The organism is Pedobacter ginsengiterrae (assembly GCF_039537385.1).
Lineage (GTDB): Bacteria > Bacteroidota > Bacteroidia > Sphingobacteriales > Sphingobacteriaceae > Pedobacter > Pedobacter ginsengiterrae.
This window is the reverse complement of record NZ_BAABAK010000006.1, coordinates 21,895-40,298: the sequence shown is the minus strand read 5'-3', so window position 1 is coordinate 40,298 and position 18,404 is coordinate 21,895. Positions and strand designations below refer to the sequence as shown.

Here is an 18,404-nt window from a genome sequence, read left to right as displayed (position 1 = left end):
GTGCAGTTTTTATATCCCATCGGTTTACTGGCTTTAGCAGCATTAATGATTCCACTAATAATTCATTTGTGGAACTTTAAAGAAAGCAAAACACTAAAAATTGGCAGCATTTCGCTTTTAGGCGCAAGTGCTCGTGTAAGCTCGAAAAGCTTTCGCATAACCGATTGGTTACTCTTTATTTTACGCTGCCTCTTAATTATTTTAATTGCTTTTCTTTTAGCGCAACCATACATTAAAAAAACGCTGAATGCAAAAAACAAAGGCGGCTGGATATTAGTAGAAAAATCTAAATTTCCGCAGATTTTTAAAGATAATCGTAAAACAATCGATTCATTAACAAAACGCAATTACGAAATACACGATTTCAATCTGGGTTTTAATTTACTGAGCTTAAAAGATACAATAGCTTCTGAACGAGAACAGACTGTAAACGCCCTAAAACATACTGCTTTACTTAAAGAACTAAACAATTTGGTTCCTGCGGGTACATCGGTTTACTTGTTTGCAAGCCAGCATCTAAATCAATTTGGCAATGTATTACCATTAACCAATTATAAATTAATTTGGAAACCTGTAAACCAGGCCGATACTTTAAGCAGTTGGATTACCCAATTTGCTGGCAAAAAATACGAAGCAAACTCTAATCCTTCAGTTGTTGAATATAAAGCATTAAATAGCGACGATGCACCTCTAATATCTGTAGCCATTTTTGAAGAAGCTGGCAGCAACGATAGTAAATACATTAAAGCGGCAATACATGCAATTGCCAGTTTTAGCAAAAGAAAAATTCAAATCAATCAGCCAAATGCATCATTTGATGTCGGTTTTTGGCTCTCAGAAAAATCAATCTCACAAAACTTTAAAGCTTCTATAAAGGAAAACGGAAGTATCTTTAAGTATGCATCAGGAAAAATTGTTTCAGAAAAATCTGTTATCAATACCAATAGTGGAATAGTTGATTTAACCAGGCGAATCGTCCCTAATCATTCATTTAATAAAATATGGAGCGATGGTTTTGGTAATGCCATTCTATCAGCAGAAAATACAAATGGTTTAAGTATTCTTCACTTTTACAGCAGATTAAATCCGCAATGGAATGAATTGGTTTGGAATGAAACCTTTGTTAAAGCATTAATGCCAATAATAATTAAAGACGATAAATTTAGTGAGTTTGGTTTCGAAAATAACTTAAGCGACCAGAGAAAAATGCCCTTAAATCAGAAGGAAAATATCCAAACCAACAAAATAGAAAAAGAGCTAAAAGTTTCAACAGATGAACCTTTGAGTACAATTTTCTGGTTTGCAGCCTTTTTAATTTTTGCTACCGAACGTATTTTATCATTCAGAAAAAAACCAGATTATGTTAGAAGCTGAAGGACAAAATTGGATTCATAATTTAAGAATAAAGTGGATTACACTTTATTTAATTAGAACAATTGCCATAAGCCTCGCTATTACAATTTTAATAGCTGCACTTGGTATTTATATTTTCCAGCTTTCGGCCTGGCTTTTTGCCGTTGTTTTTCCAGTAATTTTAGTTATCAGTTTATTTATTAATCCCATTTGGAAAACCACCGATTCAGATATCTCAAGATATATCAATAACCAATATCCTGAGCTTGAAGAAAGTGCCGATTTATTATTAAAGAACCCAACGGAGCTTTCGATGCTTCAACAATTGCAAAGAAGTAAAATTGAAACGCTTTTACCATCCTTGCCGCAGCCCAAAGAACCTGTAAAAAAACTATATTTTGGTTTAGCAATTCTTGCTGCTGGAGTATTATTAAGTTTTGGGATTACGAAAGTTCCCGCTTTAAAAGAAGAAGCTCGTGCTGTTACGCAACAGCAGCGCTTAAATCCAGTAATTAAAGAAAATATTTTACCAGAGATTTCGGATTTCAGCGCAACAGTTATTCCACCTGCTTATACTGGAAAAAGCACCCGCGAACAAAAACAATTTTCGATTAAGGCAGAAACTGGCGCAAAAATTAACTGGAAAATAGAAACCAATGTTGCCATAAGAAAACTTAAAATCATATTTAACGATAAAGAAATAAACACATTAAAACCTAATAGTTCGGCTTCAACTGGCTTTTCTTATACTAAAACAATTGATAAAGCTGGTTTTTACCAACTGGAATTAGATGGCAAAAAATCAGATTTATATCAAATAGAGGTTATCCCCGACTTGCCTGTCAATATCAAAATTACGCAGCCCAAACAGCGTACAACAATAGACATTGGTCAGCCACAAAAATTTACTTTAAATGCAACATTAAATGATGATTACGGCATAAATGATGCTTTTATATCTGCAACGATGGCAAGTGGAAAAGGTGAAGGCATAAGTTTTACGGAGAAAAAATTAACTTTCGACACCAATTTTGGAAATCGTAAAAGCATATCCTTAACCAAACAAATCGATTTGAAAAGCCTGGGCATGAAACCTGGTGATGAGTTGTATTTTTTCATCAAGGCGATGGATAATCATGGTCAATCGAGCCGCTCTGATGTTTATTTTGTTTCGATTGTAGATACAACTGAATTGATGAGTTTAGTGGGCATGACAAATGGCGTAAATCTGGTTCCAGAATATTTCAGGAGTCAAAGGCAGATTATTATCGATACCGAAAAATTATTGAAAGAACAAAGTACCATTCCAGCCGATGCCTTCAAAAACCGCAGCAATAACCTTGGAATTGACCAGAAACTGTTGAGATTAAGGTATGGGCAGTTCTTAGGCGAAGAAAATGAAACAGAGATTGGTGGCGATCATGATGATCACGATGAACATGGCGACCATAAGCAAACCGAAGAGAAATTTGGCGATGTAACGGCCATCATGGATAAATATGCGCATAAGCACGACATTGCTGAAGATGCAACTTTCTTTGAGCCAGAAATGAAAGCCCAGTTAAAAGCAGTTTTAACAGAAATGTGGAATTCTGAATTACGCTTAAGGACATATAAACCGCAGGAAGCTTTGCCCTATGAATATAAAGCATTGCGTTTGCTTAAAGATTTGCAACAAAAATCAAGAGCTTATGTAGCCAAAACAACGGTAAAAACGGCTGCGCTAAAACCTGAGAAACGTTTGAGTGGTGAGCTGGATAAAATTACACAGCCTGTTCAAAAGATGAATTTCGAGCAGAAAGAATTAAGAAATGCCCATTTAAAAAACACCCTAGCACTTTTAGAAAGTAGAAAAGAAGGCAAGAAATTTACCACTGAAGATAAATTTTTATTGAGTGAAACTGAAAAATACATGATTGGTTCGGCAGCCGATCATCCAGCAACTTATTTATCGGCACTAACCAGTTTAAGAAAATTATCGATTAGCAATAAACTCGTAGTTAAAGATATTGATGTAGCACAATTAGCAATACAAAAAATGCTAAAATTAGAATTTCAAAAACCGCTGTCGCAAAGTTCGAAACCAGCTGCCTCTTTATATCAAAATTACTTTAACAACTTAAATAAAACAGGAAAATAGATATGGAATTTAAATACATCGCTATTCTTGTTTGCTTAATTTTACTTGCATTTTGCTTGTTTAAAGAAATTACCAGAGCCGACAAATCTCGATTATTCTGGAGAATTTTAGCATCAGTAATTGCAATTGCCTGTTTTACATTATTAATCGTACCCATTAAATACGAAACTCATTTACAGCAAAATGCAAATGAAGTCGTATTATTAACTAATGGAACAAACCCAGATTCAATTTCAAAAATAAAGGGAAAGAAGTACATTTTAGGTTCAGCAAGTACAGCTGAATTAAAAAATATCAAGGCCGTACCAGTTGCAGACCTTTCCTATTTTTTAAAGGCCAATCCAACCTTTCAAAAACTTAATATTTATGGCTATGGTTTAACCGATTCTGAATTACAAGATGCTGCTGGGCACGAAATTTCCTTTCATCCATCGCCAAAATCAACAGGCATAATTTCGGTTAACTGGCAAGCAAAACTAAAGGCAACAAACGATTTGCTGGTTCAGGGAACCTACCAAAACGCAGGCAATAAATCAGTTAAACTTTTGCTTAAGGGATTAGGTTTTTCAATTGATTCTCTTATCATAAACCCACAATCAACTGTCCCATTTTCGTTTAAAAACAAGCCAAAACAAAATGGAAAAGCGGTTTATCAATTAATTACTTTACAGGGAAACGATACAATTTCTAAGGAACCTGTTCCGTTTTTGGTTGAAGATCAAACACCAATGAAATTGTTAATCCTGGCTTCATTCCCCGATTTTGAATATAAATTTTTAAAAAAATGGCTTTTCGATAATCAATATCCTTTAGCCTTCCGTAGCCAGATTAGCAAAAATAAATATAGTTCTGATTTTCTGAATATGGATAGCTTAAGCCTAAACAGAATTAACAGCGCTGCTTTAAAAAGATTTGATGTTTTAATAATCGATGAAGAAGAATTAGCATCCATTAGTGTTGAAGAACGTGCATCTATCGATCAGGCGGTTAATAATGGAATGGGTTTACTCATCAGAATTTCAAATTCAAAATCTGCAACCGCATTAAGCGGAAGAATTAGTCGCTACGAAACGCCCCCTCCCAAAGAAAAAACGCTTAGCTTGAATATTAAAAATGAAGATTTTAAACTCACTAAATTACCTTTTGAGCAAACATTATTTTTAAAAGCAAGCACTACCGATGAACCATTGATAACCGACAACACCAATAAAATTTTGGTAAGTAGCAGAATTAATGGTTCAGGCAAAATTATAATTTCATCACTATCTGCAACTTACAACTGGCTTTTATCAGGCAACCAAGCAGATTATGCCAGTTATTGGGCTTCCCTTATATCGAAAACAGCCCGTAAAAAAGCAGAGATTCAAACGGTAGAAATCATACCTCAATTTCCTGTTCTCAATCAAAAAATAAGATTTATAGCAGATTTTAAGGAGGGTGGAAAAACACCTTCGATAATGATTAATGATATAAAACTGAGCCCTAGGCAAAATATAGAATTACCGTTTCAATGGGATGCCGTTTCGTGGCCGCAAAATGAAGGCTGGAATAATCTTTACATCAATCAAGTTAATCAATCATTCTATGTTTATAAAAAAGAAGATTGGCAATTGCTCAAAAATCAAGCTAAAACAGATTTAATGCAGCAGTTTATAGAAAACACCAGTCGCAGGAATAATAAAATTGCAATAACAGACCAAATTATTCTAAATGAAATATCTAAGTGGTGGTTTTTTGCTGGTTTTTTATTAGCTGCAAGTTTTTTATGGTACGAATCGCGTATTGTAAAAGGCAAATAACGGATTGAAACTAAAATGTTATAATCAAATTTACCAATTAAGTACACAATTGGCTATCTTGTAATCGTAAACCACCTAAACTGAACCAATTGAAAAGAAAAGATTTCCTCTATTTGTCTGGAATGGGTATGGGCGCTTTAATGCTACCCAACCTCTCCGCATTCGGAACTCCCATAGACCCCTTACAGGCGTTGGATGGAGTTGATGTGAAAATTAAAAAAGAACTTGCAGATGTGGCGCTTAATGCGGCAAAATCCAAAGGTGCAACCTATGCAGATATCCGTATTGGTCGTTATCTAAACCAATTTGTGGCAACCCGCGAAAAACGTGTTCAAGGCGTAGCTAATACCGAATCATTCGGTGTAGGAATTCGTGTTTTAGTTAACGGATGCTGGGGTTTTGCAGCAACAAACAACGTAACTAAAGATGCAATTGCGAAAGCAGCAGAACAAGCGGTTGCTGTGGCAAAAGCAAATGCTAAAATTGGCGGTGAACCCGTACAACTCGCGCCACAAAAAGGCTATGGCGAAGTAAGCTGGAAAACACCTATTGAAATTAATGCATTTGAAGTTCCGGTAAAAGAAAAAGTAGATTTGTTACTTAATGTTAATGATGTTGCCATGCAAAATGGCGCCAACTTTGTTAACTCGGTAATTTTTGCCGTTAACGAACAAAAATACTTCGCTTCTACCGATGGTTCTTACATCGATCAGGATGTGCATCGTATTTATCCAAACTTCAACGTAACCAGAATCGATAGAGAATCGGGTAAATTTAAAACCCGTAACTCCCTTAGTTCTCCAACGGGTAAAGGTTACGAGTATATGCACGCCCGTCCGGAAGACAAAGTTTCGGGCATTGTAACCCGCTACAAAGGTCGTTACGATATGCTTGAAGATGTTAAAGAAGCAGCTCGTGTAGCAACTGAAAAAATAAAAGCAAAATCTGTTGAGCCAGGGAAATATGATTTAGTATTAGATCCTTCTCACCTATGGTTAACCATCCACGAATCTGTTGGTCACCCGACAGAACTAGACCGTGTATTGGGTTACGAAGCTAATTATGCGGGTACAAGTTTCTTAACGCTGGATAAATGGGAATCGAAAAAATTCAAATTCGGAAGTGATAAGGTAAACATTGTTGCCGATAAAACTCAGGTTGGCTCTTTAGGTGCAGTAGGTTATGATGATGAAGGTGTTAAATGTAAAAAATGGGATTTGATTAAAGATGGTACTTTGGTGAGTTATCAGGCCATTCGGGATCAGGCGCACATTATTGGCTTAACCGAATCAAACGGATGTTGCTACGCTCAAGGATGGGATGATGTTCAGTTCCAGCGTATGCCAAATGTTTCATTGCAGGCTGGAAAAGAAAAACTGAGCGTTGATGATATGATTAAAAATGTTGAAAAGGGCATTTATATAATCGGTGATGGAAGTTTCTCTATCGATCAGCAACGTTACAATTTTCAATTCGGCGGACAAATTTTCTACGAAATTAAAGAAGGGAAAATTGTTGGCATGTTAAACGACGTGGCTTATCAGGCAAATACTCAAGAATTCTGGAATTCTTGTAACGCAATTTGCGATGAAAGCGATTACCGTTTAGGTGGTTCGTTTAATGATGGAAAAGGTCAACCAAGTCAAAGTAGTGCCGTTTCTCATGGTAGTGCTACTACAAGGTTTAATGGAGTTAATGTTATAAATACAGCTAGAAAAATATAATTATGGCCATATTAAGTAAAGAAGAAGCCCAGGCGATATTAAAGAAGGTAATTGGCTTTTCAAAAGCTGATTCTTGCGAAGTAAGTTTAAGAGGATCTGATGGAGGTAACATTCGTTATGCTCGTAATGCAGTTTCTACTGCAGGACAGATTAGTGTAATGAGTTTAGGGGTAAGCTCTACATTCGGTAAAAAAACAGGTTCGGCAACAATAAATGAGTTTGATGATGCATCATTACAAAAAGTTGTAAAAAGAGCTGAAGAATTGGCCATGCTGGCACCTGAAAACCCAGAGTTTATGCCACTTTTAGGCCCACAAACTTTTGCAGAATCCAAAACATTTAATGCAGCAACCGCAGCAATTACGCCTGATACCAGAGCGGAAATGGTTGGAAAAAGTTTAGGCGTTTCTAAAGCCGCAGGTTTAGATGCAGCGGGTTTCTTAGAAAACTCCACAAGTTTTAATGCGATAATGAACTCTAAAGGTTTATTTGCCTATAACAAAGGTACCAACGTTTCTTTCTCGGTTACGGTTAGAAATAAGCAGGGAACAGGTTCTGGCTATATAGAGCAAGATTTTAACGACCTTGCAAAAATGGATACGCTTGCATTAAGCAAGATTGCAGCAAGTAAAGCAAATGGTTCTGCAGGCGCAAAAGCCATCGAACCAGGAAAATACACGGTTATTTTAGAGCCTTTAGCTGCAAGCGATATGCTTGGCAATATGTTTAGAGGTTTTGATGCAAGAAGTGCAGATGAAGGCCGTAGTTTTATGAGCAAAAAAGGTGGTGGAACACGTTTAGGCGAACAATTATTCTCTGAAAACGTAAACATTTACTCAGATCCGATGAACCCTGAATTACCTTCTTCTACCTGGACAGGCGATGGCTTACCAGTAAAAAGAACGCAATGGGTAGAAAAAGGTGTAGTGAAAAACCTTTCTTATTCTAGATATTGGGCTGCTCAAAAGAATGTTGAGCCAATTCCATTTAGCCGCAGTATTGTAATGGAAGGTGGAAATCAATCTTTAGAAGACTTAATTAAGAGCACCGAAAAGGGAATTTTAGTAACCCGTTTCTGGTATATCCGTTCGGTAGATCCACAAACTTTATTACTAACTGGACTAACCCGTGATGGTACTTTCTACATTGAAAACGGCGAGATTAAATTCCCGCTTAAAAACTTCAGGTTTAACGAAAGCCCGGTAATTATGCTTAACAACGTTGAAGCATTAGGAAAACCAGTTAGAACAGGTACAGGTATGATTCCTCCAATGAAAATCCGTGACTTTACTTTTACATCATTATCAGACGCTATTTAATTCATCTCGACTGAAATGCAATGGAATGAAAATCTAATAGTTGAATAAACTTAGGAAAATTGATATCAGTCTGAGCGGAGTCGAAGACTTTCTATGATCGAAAACGGAAAAATACATGTTCTTTGACTATGCTCAGAATGACAGTATTTTTTCGTTTTCTGCTTAAGTTAATGAGATTATTGTCCCAAAAACTGGAACTATATTAAAACAATGATCTGTGGAAACATAGATTAAGGAATAACATTGATAATTAATTACACAAATTGAGAAGACGAGATTTTTTATATATGACTGGTGTTGGAGTGGGTACAACTATGCTTCCGAACCTATCTGCCTTTGGCAAAATTATTTCAGTTGAAGAATCTTTAACACCTGTAGATGTTGCCCTGAAGAAAAAAATGGCTGATGTTGCATTGAATGCGGCAAAAAGTAAGGGTGCAACTTATGCAGATGTTCGCATTGGTAGGTATTTAAATCAAGTGGTAGCCACCAGAGAAACAAGGGTCGAAAACATTTCCAATGCTGAATCTTATGGATTAGGTGTTCGTGTTATTGCAAATGGAGCCTGGGGTTTTGCGGCCACGAACAATATGGATAACGCCAGCATTGCAAAAGCCGCCGAAGCTGCCGTAGCCATTGCAAAAGGAAATTCTAAATTAATGGAAGAACCTGTTCAATTAGCGGCTCAGAAAGGTTTTGGTGAAGTAGCCTGGAAAACACCAGTAGAGATTAATGCCTTTGAAGTGCCCATTAAAGACAAGGTTGATTTACTTTTAAATGTGAATAGTGAAGCCCTGAAAGGTGGTGCAAAGTTTATCAGCTCGAATTTGTTTATGATAAATGAGCAGAAGTATTTTGCTTCGACTGATGGTTCGTATATCGATCAGGATATTCATAGAATCTGGCCTACGTTCACTTTGACTAAAACAGATGCTGCAAGTGGAAAATTTGAAACCAGGAATGCGCTAAGTGCACCAATGGGAATGGGTTTTGAATACTTAAAACCGAAAGATGAAGAAAAAATAAAAGGTGGCCCAGTAACAATGTACAAAAAGCGTTACGATATTTTGGAAGATGTACGCGAAGCTGCCGTTCATGTTGATGAAAAACTGAAAGCCAAGCCAGTTGCTCCAGGTAAGTATGATTTAGTCTTAGATCCTTCTCACCTATTCTTAACCATTCACGAATCTGTTGGCCATCCTACAGAATTAGATCGTGTTTTGGGCTACGAAGCAAATTATGCAGGTACAAGTTTTTTAACACTTGATAAATGGGAATCTAAGAAATTCAATTTTGGCAGTAAAGAGGTTAACATACTGGCAGATAAAACCGAAGCTGGTTCTTTGGGTGCTGTAGGTTACGATGATGAAGGCGTTAAATGTGGCAACTGGGATATTATTAAAGATGGAATTTTAGTTAATTATCAAACCATCCGCGATCAGGCTCATATTTTAGGCTTAAAAGAATCTCAAGGTTGCTGTTATGCAGATAGCTGGGATAGTATCCAGTTTCAAAGAATGCCAAATGTTTCTCTGGCGCCAGGAAATGCGGCTTTAAGCGCTGCAGATATGGTTAAAAATGTAGAGAACGGAATTTATATGTTTGGCAGGAACTCCTACTCTATCGATCAACAGCGTTACAATTTCCAATTCAGTGCACAATTGGCTTACGAAATTAAAGAAGGCAAAATTGTGGGTATGCTAAAAGATGCAGCGTACCAAGCTAACACCCAGGAATTCTGGAATTCTTGCGTTCAGCGTTGCGATAAAAACGATTATCGTTTAGGTGGAACTTTTTCTGATGGAAAAGGCCAACCAGGACAAGCGAGTGCAGTTTCTCATGGTAGTCCAACTACCCGTTTTAATGGCGTAAACGTAATCAATACAGGAAGAAGATTAAGTTAATAAAAAAATAAACATGTGAGCCTGAGCGTAGCAGAAGGACACATGTTTATTTCTCCAAACTTAGAAACTCTTCGACTCCGCTCAGAATGACCAATGCAGCACAGGAACCGCTTTAGTAAACATTGACTTCCAAAGTTTTTGGCTATGTTTATACTGAAAAGAAATTTACACCATCTCTTTCTCAAAAATTTCCTGCACAATTTTTATTTGCTCTTCATAAATTGATTTCTTGCGTGTTCCAAAATACAATGTATTTTCGATTTTGTTGAAACCATCCCATAATATACTAACGTGCCCAGAATCTAATTCTTTTTTAGATAAAAAATCGGGAATTACCGCAATACCTGTTCCTCCACTTAAGCAACGCAAAATCGAACTCATATTTGGCACTATGTAGTTGGGTTTAAAATCAGGTCTTATACCAAAATTAATATGCCAGAATCTGCGTAAATGCTCCATGTCTCCAGCTGTACCATACCAGGTTTGTTTTTTTAACCAGGTTTGAATATCTGGAAGGTTTTTAGCTTTAATTAACTTTTGAAATTCTTTAGTTTCTGTATCAGAACCGGCAACAACTACAATTTTCTCCTTAAAAAAGGGCTTATAAAGCAAATTTTTATAATCGCCTTTTTGTGGTGTAATAATTAAATCTAAAATGCCGCTATCTAAATCGGCTAACATTTGTGGGTATTCGCCAAATTTGATTATTACATTAAAAGGTAAAGTGGGCAAATACGATTCGAGTGTAAACTGAAAAGTTTCGAAACACATACCAATACTTATCGTAGGAACATCCTTTTCTGTTGTTTTATGAAAGTGCTTTTCAGCGTCTTCCAATTTACAAATCGCTTCCTGAACGTAGTTATAAAGAATCTTCCCTCTTTCAGTAGAAATCATTTTTCTGGATGCCCGATCGAACAATTTATAGCCTACGTAGCTTTCTAACGAGCTCAAATGCAAACTTACCCCAGGTTGAGATATAAAGAGACTTTCAGCCGCTGCTGTTAAAGAACCCGTTTCGTAAATTGCTTTAAAAGTTCTGAACCATTCTAAATTTACCATAGTCAACACATCATAATTATGATACAAATGTATAATTTATATTATTTTAATAGTAGATATATAGCAGGTATTTTTGCGCAGTTAAAAAGAAAATAAAATGAAAAATATATTTGTAATAAACGGAGGGCAGGTTTTTGGGCACTCTGGCGGTCAGTTTAATAAATCATTATTAGAAGCTACGATAACTTTTTTTGAAAATAACCCAGACTTTGAAGTTAAATCAACAGATATTAACCAACCATATAATCTGGAAGAAGAGGTGGAAAAATACAAATGGGCTGATGTAGTAATTTACCATACTCCTGTTTGGTGGTTTCAGGTGCCACATGGTTTTAAACAATACATAGATACTGTTTTTACCCAAGGACATAAAACAGGCATTTACCACAGTGATGGTCGTACGGCTGCAAACCCAGCAATTAATTATGGTACCGGAGGAATGTTGCATGGAAAACATTATATGCTAACCACTTCGTGGAATGCACCAAAAGAAGCTTTTACCCTGCCTGGAGAATTTTTCAACGAGCATTCGGTAGATGAAGGCCCAATGTTTGGTTTTCATAGAATGAATGCCTTTACAGGAATGAAACCTTTGGAAAGTATCCATTTTCATGATGTAATGAAGAATGAATTTATTCTTCAGGATTTAAAAAATTACAATCAACATTTAAACAGACTATTTATCCAAAATCAAATTGAAAATGAAAGTGTACTTAACAGCTATAATTAAAGCCAAACCTGGTCAGGCAGATGTGCTTAAAAATGTTCTTCAAGAAATGGTAATCAATTCGAGGAAAGAACAAGCTTGCCTGCAATACGATTTACATCAATCATTAGAAGATAAAAACATATTTATCTTCAATGAAATATGGGCGAATCAAGAGGGCTTAGATTTGCATAACAATCAACCTTATTTAAAGGCTTTTCAAACGGAATCAAAAGCAATAATTGATGAAGTAATCATCTATAAATGCAATAAAATCAGTTAAAAAATTAATTGTTCAGGCGGGGTTTGCCGAATTATATCGCAGATTTACCCGGCCTGAACAATTACTCTACTCCTTTTGCGTTGGTCTTTATGCTATAAAGTGATTTTGAAGCCGTTATAAATAAAACATCTTTATTTTTGCCTCCAAAGCAAATATTACCACACCAGTTTTCGGGCACGTTAATATGTCCAATCTTTTCGCCATTTGGATTGTAAATATCTACACCTTTGCCCGTTATATAGATATTTCCATTACTATCTAATGTCATTCCATCCGAGCCTTGTTTTAAAACAAGCTGACGATTACTCAATAAACCATTACTGTTAATTTGATATTTGTAAGTAACATCGGCAATCCGATCTGCAACGTACAGAAATTTACCATCAGGCGTACCAACAATACCATTTGGCCTAACAAGTCCATCAGCAACAAGCATGGCATTTTTCTTTCCTTTTGGAAGGTAATAAACCTTTTCCCCATCCATTTCTGATGTTTTTCTCGTCCAGTAATCGCGTTGATAATATGGGTCTGTGAAGTAAATCCCCCCTTTTGTATCTAACCAAATATCGTTAGGGCCGTTTACCTTTTTACCTTCATAATCAGAAAAAAGAACTTTTACTTTTTTGTTTTTATCGATAGACCAGATTTGATTATTTTCATCAGCACAAACAATTAAGTTGCCTTGTTTATCAAAATAAGTTCCATTGGCTCTTCCTGATTTATCCATAAATAAACTCAGTTTGCCATTAATATCGTATTTCCATATTTTATCATTCGGTTGATCGGTAAAGAAAACATTTCCGTCTTTATCAACTGATGCGCCTTCTGTAAATTCGAACTGAGCAGAAATTAACTTCAAACTATCCTGAACAAAAATTGGATAATTAGATTGTGCGTAAGATGAAATAGAGAGCGCTAAAAATAGCAGAATGGAAAAATATTTTTTCATCGATAATTCTTATTGGATTCGCAAAGTGCAGATTAATCCTGTGCCTTGCAAGTAAAAATGTTGTGCTGATTAGTATTAGATTAATAAAATCAGGATTAAGATAAAATAATGAAAAATAAATTTGCGTAGTCAAATAACTACACATATATTTGAAGTCAAATAACTACATAATGAATTTTAGACGAGATGTATTTCAGGCTATTTCAGACCCTACCAGAAGAGCAATACTTCTATTAGTGGCCACACAGGCAATGACAGCGGGTGCAATTGCTTCGAACTTTGATACCGCAAGGCCAACAGTTTCCAAACATTTACAAATTCTTACCGAGTGCGAGCTGTTAAAAAAAGAGCAGAATGGAAGAGAAATTCACTATCAGGTAAATGCGAACAAAATGAAAGAAGTTGCTGATTTTATAGAACCTTTCAGACAAATGTGGGATAATCGATTTAATAAATTGGAAGCGGTTATGAAAAACTATCAATCAAAAAAATAATGGAACAAAAAACTAATATATCTGCTGAAGAAGGCAAACAGGATTTAACAATAACCAGAACATTTGACTTACCTGTTGAACTACTTTTTAAAGCATACACAGAATCTGAGTTTGTAGCGCAATGGATGGGCACAAAAGTGCTTAAACTAGAAAGCCAAAAACATGGCAGTTATCAATTCGAAACAAGCCATAATGGTAATGTCGTATTTAGTGCAGAAGGAACGATCCATGAATGTGTTCCAAATCAACAAATTATTCGAACATTTGAAATGTTAAATATGCCCATTGGCGTTCAGCTTGAATTTTTAAATTTCGAGAAACTTACAGAAGAAACAAGCAAACTAACCATTCAAATTATCTACAAATCGGTTGAGCACCGACAAGAACAATTAAAAATGCCTTTTGCTTATGGTTTAAATATGGCTCACGACAGACTTCAAGAATTTTTGATCAAATTAAAATAATCACTAATGAAAAACAAAAAAAACATTTTTTACTGGATTACAACGGGCTTACTCTGTTTTTGTATGCTTGGAGGTATTGGACAAATCTTTCAGATAAAAGAAGTTGTTGACGGCTTTAAGACTCTAGGTTATCCTACTTATTTTATTTCGATAATTGGATTATGGAAAGTACTAGCCATTATTGCAATATTGGTACCTAAATTTCCACTATTGAAAGAGTGGGCTTATGCTGGGGTGTTCTTTGTTATGACGGGTGCATCTGCATCGCATTTAGCTGTAAATGATTCTCCGTTTCATATCATAGTACCATTAGTAATTGCGAGTTTAGCTATTTTTTCCTGGTACTTAAGACCCGCTTCAAGAAAATTAAGTTAAAGCTGAAAAAGTAGCTTTTCTTAGCATAAAAAGTGGGTAGTTAGTTCCGATTTAACTTACCCGCTTTCCTTTTAACAACATACTTAGCGCATCGTTGAGTGTTCCAGCTTTTTGTACTTCTCCTTCGTTTACAAAATAAATTTCATCTGCATTTTCGATGGTATTTAAACGGTGAGCAATAATTACCAAAGTTGTTTCTTTAGATAATTTGTTTAAAATACTGCTTAATAACTGCTCGGTGATGGTATCAATATTTGCAGTCGCTTCATCCAAAATCAATAATTCAGGATTTCTAAGCACGGCACGCATAAAGGCAATTAACTGTTTTTGCCCCAAACTGATATTATCAGAGCCAGAGGTAATTTGAGTATCCAGGCCTTCATCAAAAATGGCTAGAAGCGCATCGAGATTAGCATCCTGAATAATTTTTTTCAATTCATCATTGCTTGCATCTTTATATCGGCTGTTGCCGTAAAGAATATTGTCTTTAACCGTTCCTGTAAATAAAAATGGCTCCTGCAAAATAAATCCAATTTTTCGGGTTCGCTCTTCTGCAGAAAAAGATCTAATATCTTTACCATTTAACAGAACAGTTCCCTTTGTAGCATCATATAAACGAGATATTAAAGATGCAGTTGTGGTTTTTCCACCACCTGTAGGACCAATTAAAGCATAGGTTTTCCCTTTCTCAAATCGCAGGTTAATGTTGTGCAGAATTTCTTTAGAATCATCGTAAGAGAAGTGAACATTTCTAAATTCCAGCAAAGCATCAGATTTTTCGGTTTGCTGATCTTCAACCTGAGTTAAGTTTGTATCGAGCAGTAAAATTTGGGAAATTCGATCCCAGCCCGCCATTGCAACCTGAAAACTTGTCCACAAGGCAGCCAACTGCCTTAAAGGATTATAAAAACTGGTACAATAGGCTACATAACTCACTAATAACCCGATAGTAAATTCACCAATCGAAATTAAATGAATACCATAAAGCAATACAATTAATTGCGCTACACTGGTTAAAAAACCATAAACAGGTACAAAAATATTATTTGCCAGGCCTGCGCCAATAGCTGTTTTATAATTTTCTTTATTGGCTTCATCGAAGCGTTTTCTAAAATAATCGCGACGGTTAAAAGCAATAATTACTTTAAAATTATTCAGACTTTCCTGAATCTCAGCACTCATTCCGCCAACACTTTTTAAGTTCTTTGCATTCCTTCTTTTCACCCAGGGTGATAAAATCAAAGTAAAAAGCACGATTACTACAGCTGGGCTAAGTGTTGCCGCACCTAATTTAAAATTGATTGATAACAGAAAAAAGCCTGCTCCAACCATCGTTACTATACTGCCGATAAATTGCATTAACGATTGGGAGAAAAACTGGTTAAGCTTATCGGTATCATTATTTACCCTAGAAATTAAATCGCCTGCCTTATTTTGGTTGAAAAAAGAAACTGGTAACTCCTGAAGCTTATTAAAAACTGCATTACGCAATGTGTAAAGCATTCTTTGACCAATGCCACCCATTAATTTGGTTTGCAGATAACCTGTAACCATTGCAATCATATACATACCTAAAAGGATAGCGCCAAAAATTAAAACGCCATGAAATTGCTTAGTGCGAATGTAGGTATCAACTGTATGTCCAATTAATAAGGGGCCTAATAATAGCAAGCCAGAATTAACTAAAATTGCAATTAAAGCCAGCCAAAGGTTTCTCCGCTCAGCGGATATAAGATTAAGCAATCTTTTAAGCGCCTGGTAAGTAGATTGCTTTTCCTGCTTTTCGCTAAGCTGGTTAAGATTGTAGTTCATAATTGCTGGTGCTCTGTTGTGAATTGTAAATTTGAACGTATTCTGGACTGGTTTTAATCAACTCCTGATGCGTTCCCTCTGCAATGATTTCGCCTTGCATAAGCAAGATTACTTTATCATAATTTTCTACAGATGCTATTTTTTGAGTTACAGAAAGTAAAGTAAGGTCGGGGTAATTTTGTTGAATATTTTCCAAAATACGCTTTTCGGTATTGGTATCTACGCGGGCGGTAAAATCATCTAACAATAAAATTTTCGGATTAACAGCTAATGCCCGAGCAAGCATAATTCTTTGCTTTTGACCGCCAGAAAGACTATTTCCTCTCTCGGAAACTATTGTATTTAATTTATCGGGTAAAGATTCTACAAAATCCTTCAACTCGGCCGTTTGAATGGCTTTTTCTAAAGATTCATCTGTTACGGTATCGCTAAAAGCAATATTTTCACGAATGCTCATGTTAAACATTATACTATCCTGAAAAACAAAGCCAACTTGCTTATGAAAATTCTCCTGATTGTAGCTGTTTATTTCCTGTCCATCAAAAAGCACTTCTCCACTGTTGGGTGCAATTAAACCTGTTAATACATACAGAAGCTGTGTTTTGCCCGCAGCAGTTGGGCCAATAATAGCTGTTTTAGAGCCTGCTTTTGCAGAAAAGTTAACCGATTTTAAAACTGGTTTTTGTCCGAAGTTTAACGATATATTTTTAGCCTCTACGTTACCAATCAATTCATTAGCAGATGTTCCTGGGTGTTTAATTTCGGGCGCATTTAGTACGCTTTCTATTCTTTGAAAAGATGCAGTAGCCTGAGCAATTACATTACTCATAAAACCGATTACTAAAATCGGGAAAATAATCATGGTTAAGTAACTGCTAAAAGCTGTAAACTCTCCTAAAGACATTGAGTTGGTAATTACAAAATGACCGCCTAAAACCAAAATACATAAGCCAGAAAGGTTTGCAACGAATACAATAATCGGGATTAAACCTGCAAAAAGTCTTAAAATTGAAAGGCCTAAATCTCTTGCCTTCGCATTTGCATCTAAGAATTTGTTATATTCTAGTTGTTGAGAATTGATTACCCGAATTAAAGCGGAGCCTAAAATACTCTCGCTAATCACCTTATTTAACCAATCGATAACTTCGCGACTTTTGATAAAAAGAACCCTGACTTTTTTTAATACCAGAAAAAAAGCACCGCCTATTATGGGCACAATTGCAATAACACAAAGCGCAAGTTTCCAATTAATAATTAAGAGCAAAATACTTGCGCCAACAATTAAAAAAATGGACGATGCAAGCGAAACAATAGCTTGCGAAACAAACATTTTAATCGAATCGACATCGGAGGTAAGATTAGTTAGCAGTTTTGCTGGGTTCGATTGAATTACATAGGCATGGCTTTGACGAGAAATCTGATCGGAAAGTTTAGTCCTTAAATCTCTTGCTACACGTTCGGAGGCATAAGTTTGAACAATACTTTGTAAGTAAGTGAAAATAAAAACCAATACAATTGCTACAGAAAACTGTACTAAAATTGAATGGAGATTAAAAGTTTTGTTGGTGTAAGAATCGATTCCATTTGCAATAATTTTTGGTAGTAATAAATTAATACCGTTGCTTAGCAATGCAAATAAAATCAATAGAAAAATTAAGCCTCTGTATGATGAAAGCAAGCTAAAAACACTTGGTTTTTTAGCTTCTTTGGGTTTTGCCATAAAAATAAATGTACGCTGTTGTGAATATCAAATTTAACCGATTTATTTTGAATAGTATGATATGAGCATGTAATTTTTTATAAAAGCAAAACGAACGGTATTGTGTTTGGCTAACAATATATACTTTTAATGGTAGGTTCTTTTGCCATTATATATAATCCTTTCGATTATAAACAGGATGGTAGCGATATCCTTTTTTGTTTCACTTGCTAATTTTTTAACCCGTAACGATACCAAAAAAGATTTAGCGAACAGCCTGACTACAAACCCCGATGAAATACTGCAGCACCTTTTCAAATG

Annotated in this window: 15 protein-coding genes; 11 read left to right on the top strand and 4 right to left on the bottom strand. The window is 35.7% G+C overall.

Annotated features, from left to right (window positions below):
* The 6 genes from ABD692_RS07550 (at position 1) to ABD692_RS07525 (ending at position 10,239) form a co-directional block, all read left to right on the top strand.
* Complete coding sequence (locus ABD692_RS07550; protein WP_344766052.1) at positions 1–1,374, top strand: BatA domain-containing protein; 1,374 nt, start codon at positions 1–3, stop codon at positions 1,372–1,374.
* Positions 1,361–3,493 carry a DUF4175 family protein gene (locus ABD692_RS07545; protein ID WP_344766051.1) on the top strand — a complete coding sequence of 711 codons (2,133 nt, stop codon included), beginning with the start codon at positions 1,361–1,363 and terminating at the stop codon, positions 3,491–3,493. Before ABD692_RS07550 ends, ABD692_RS07545 begins: the two co-directional genes overlap by 14 nt.
* Positions 3,494–3,495: 2 nt before the next feature.
* Entirely contained in the window at positions 3,496–5,292 is a 1,797-nt protein-coding gene (locus ABD692_RS07540; RefSeq protein WP_344766050.1) for a hypothetical protein, read from the top strand.
* A gap of 89 nt (positions 5,293–5,381) precedes the next feature.
* The gene (locus tag ABD692_RS07535; protein WP_316761082.1) at positions 5,382–7,016 is read left to right on the top strand and encodes a TldD/PmbA family protein; all 1,635 of its coding nucleotides are present in this window, start codon (positions 5,382–5,384) and stop codon (positions 7,014–7,016) included.
* A 2-nt stretch (positions 7,017–7,018) separates the two neighbouring features.
* Entirely contained in the window at positions 7,019–8,335 is a 1,317-nt protein-coding gene (locus ABD692_RS07530; RefSeq protein WP_316761079.1) for a TldD/PmbA family protein, read from the top strand.
* A 263-nt stretch (positions 8,336–8,598) separates the two neighbouring features.
* Complete coding sequence (locus ABD692_RS07525) at positions 8,599–10,239, top strand: TldD/PmbA family protein (protein WP_344766049.1); 1,641 nt, start codon at positions 8,599–8,601, stop codon at positions 10,237–10,239.
* A 165-nt stretch (positions 10,240–10,404) separates the two neighbouring features.
* On the opposite strand, the gene ABD692_RS07520 is transcribed toward ABD692_RS07525, so the two are convergent.
* A complete protein-coding gene (locus ABD692_RS07520; protein WP_344766048.1) occupies positions 10,405–11,301 on the bottom strand; it encodes a LysR family transcriptional regulator in 897 nt (298 codons plus the stop codon).
* Between the two features lie 97 nt (positions 11,302–11,398).
* Here ABD692_RS07520 and ABD692_RS07515 point away from each other — a divergent pair, with 97 nt between their 5' ends.
* Both ABD692_RS07515 and ABD692_RS07510 read left to right on the top strand, forming a co-directional pair.
* Positions 11,399–12,031: an NAD(P)H-dependent oxidoreductase gene (locus ABD692_RS07515; protein ID WP_344766047.1), complete on the top strand. Its 633-nt coding sequence runs from the start codon at positions 11,399–11,401 to the stop codon at positions 12,029–12,031.
* On the top strand, positions 12,003–12,290 hold the full coding sequence (locus tag ABD692_RS07510) for a putative quinol monooxygenase (protein ID WP_344766046.1): 288 nt from the start codon (positions 12,003–12,005) through the stop codon (positions 12,288–12,290). Before ABD692_RS07515 ends, ABD692_RS07510 begins: the two co-directional genes overlap by 29 nt.
* Before the next feature lie 61 nt (positions 12,291–12,351).
* Here the strand turns inward: ABD692_RS07510 and ABD692_RS07505 are convergent, their stop codons facing one another.
* The gene (locus ABD692_RS07505; RefSeq protein WP_344766045.1) at positions 12,352–13,239 is read right to left on the bottom strand and encodes an SMP-30/gluconolactonase/LRE family protein; all 888 of its coding nucleotides are present in this window, start codon (positions 13,237–13,239) and stop codon (positions 12,352–12,354) included.
* A gap of 170 nt (positions 13,240–13,409) precedes the next feature.
* Between ABD692_RS07505 and ABD692_RS07500 the strand changes: the two genes are divergently transcribed.
* Genes ABD692_RS07500 through ABD692_RS07490 form a run of 3 tightly spaced genes read left to right on the top strand, consistent with a single transcriptional unit; the run spans position 13,410 to position 14,572 of the window.
* A complete protein-coding gene (locus tag ABD692_RS07500) occupies positions 13,410–13,733 on the top strand; it encodes an ArsR/SmtB family transcription factor (RefSeq protein WP_344766044.1) in 324 nt (107 codons plus the stop codon).
* Positions 13,733–14,197, top strand: a complete 465-nt coding sequence (locus ABD692_RS07495; protein WP_344766043.1) for an SRPBCC family protein — start codon at positions 13,733–13,735, stop codon at positions 14,195–14,197. Before ABD692_RS07500 ends, ABD692_RS07495 begins: the two co-directional genes overlap by 1 nt.
* Before the next feature lie 6 nt (positions 14,198–14,203).
* Positions 14,204–14,572: a DoxX family protein gene (locus ABD692_RS07490; RefSeq protein WP_344766042.1), complete on the top strand. Its 369-nt coding sequence runs from the start codon at positions 14,204–14,206 to the stop codon at positions 14,570–14,572.
* A 51-nt stretch (positions 14,573–14,623) separates the two neighbouring features.
* On the opposite strand, the gene ABD692_RS07485 is transcribed toward ABD692_RS07490, so the two are convergent.
* Both ABD692_RS07485 and ABD692_RS07480 read right to left on the bottom strand, forming a co-directional pair.
* On the bottom strand, positions 14,624–16,384 hold the full coding sequence (locus ABD692_RS07485) for an ABC transporter ATP-binding protein (RefSeq protein WP_344766041.1): 1,761 nt from the start codon (positions 16,382–16,384) through the stop codon (positions 14,624–14,626).
* Entirely contained in the window at positions 16,368–18,104 is a 1,737-nt protein-coding gene (locus tag ABD692_RS07480; RefSeq protein ID WP_344766040.1) for an ABC transporter ATP-binding protein, read from the bottom strand. The genes ABD692_RS07485 and ABD692_RS07480 overlap by 17 nt, the downstream gene beginning before the upstream one ends.
* Between the last annotated feature and the right edge of the window lie 300 nt (positions 18,105–18,404).

What these genes read in the sequence shown, in the direction of transcription:
- ABD692_RS07510 (WP_344766046.1), top strand. Translation starts at nt 12,003, where the DNA reads ATGAAAGTGTACTTAACAGCTATAATTAAAGCCAAACCTGGTCAGGCA.
- ABD692_RS07500 (WP_344766044.1), top strand. Translation starts at nt 13,410, where the DNA reads ATGAATTTTAGACGAGATGTATTTCAGGCTATTTCAGACCCTACCAGA.
- ABD692_RS07490 (WP_344766042.1), top strand. Translation starts at nt 14,204, where the DNA reads ATGAAAAACAAAAAAAACATTTTTTACTGGATTACAACGGGCTTACTC.
- ABD692_RS07485 (WP_344766041.1), bottom strand. Translation starts at nt 16,384, where the DNA reads ATGAACTACAATCTTAACCAGCTTAGCGAAAAGCAGGAAAAGCAATCT.
- ABD692_RS07495 (WP_344766043.1), top strand. Translation starts at nt 13,733, where the DNA reads ATGGAACAAAAAACTAATATATCTGCTGAAGAAGGCAAACAGGATTTA.
- ABD692_RS07515 (WP_344766047.1), top strand. Translation starts at nt 11,399, where the DNA reads ATGAAAAATATATTTGTAATAAACGGAGGGCAGGTTTTTGGGCACTCT.
- ABD692_RS07520 (WP_344766048.1), bottom strand. Translation starts at nt 11,301, where the DNA reads ATGGTAAATTTAGAATGGTTCAGAACTTTTAAAGCAATTTACGAAACG.
- ABD692_RS07530 (WP_316761079.1), top strand. Translation starts at nt 7,019, where the DNA reads ATGGCCATATTAAGTAAAGAAGAAGCCCAGGCGATATTAAAGAAGGTA.
- ABD692_RS07540 (WP_344766050.1), top strand. Translation starts at nt 3,496, where the DNA reads ATGGAATTTAAATACATCGCTATTCTTGTTTGCTTAATTTTACTTGCA.
- ABD692_RS07505 (WP_344766045.1), bottom strand. Translation starts at nt 13,239, where the DNA reads ATGAAAAAATATTTTTCCATTCTGCTATTTTTAGCGCTCTCTATTTCA.
- ABD692_RS07480 (WP_344766040.1), bottom strand. Translation starts at nt 18,104, where the DNA reads ATGGCAAAACCCAAAGAAGCTAAAAAACCAAGTGTTTTTAGCTTGCTT.
- ABD692_RS07545 (WP_344766051.1), top strand. Translation starts at nt 1,361, where the DNA reads ATGTTAGAAGCTGAAGGACAAAATTGGATTCATAATTTAAGAATAAAG.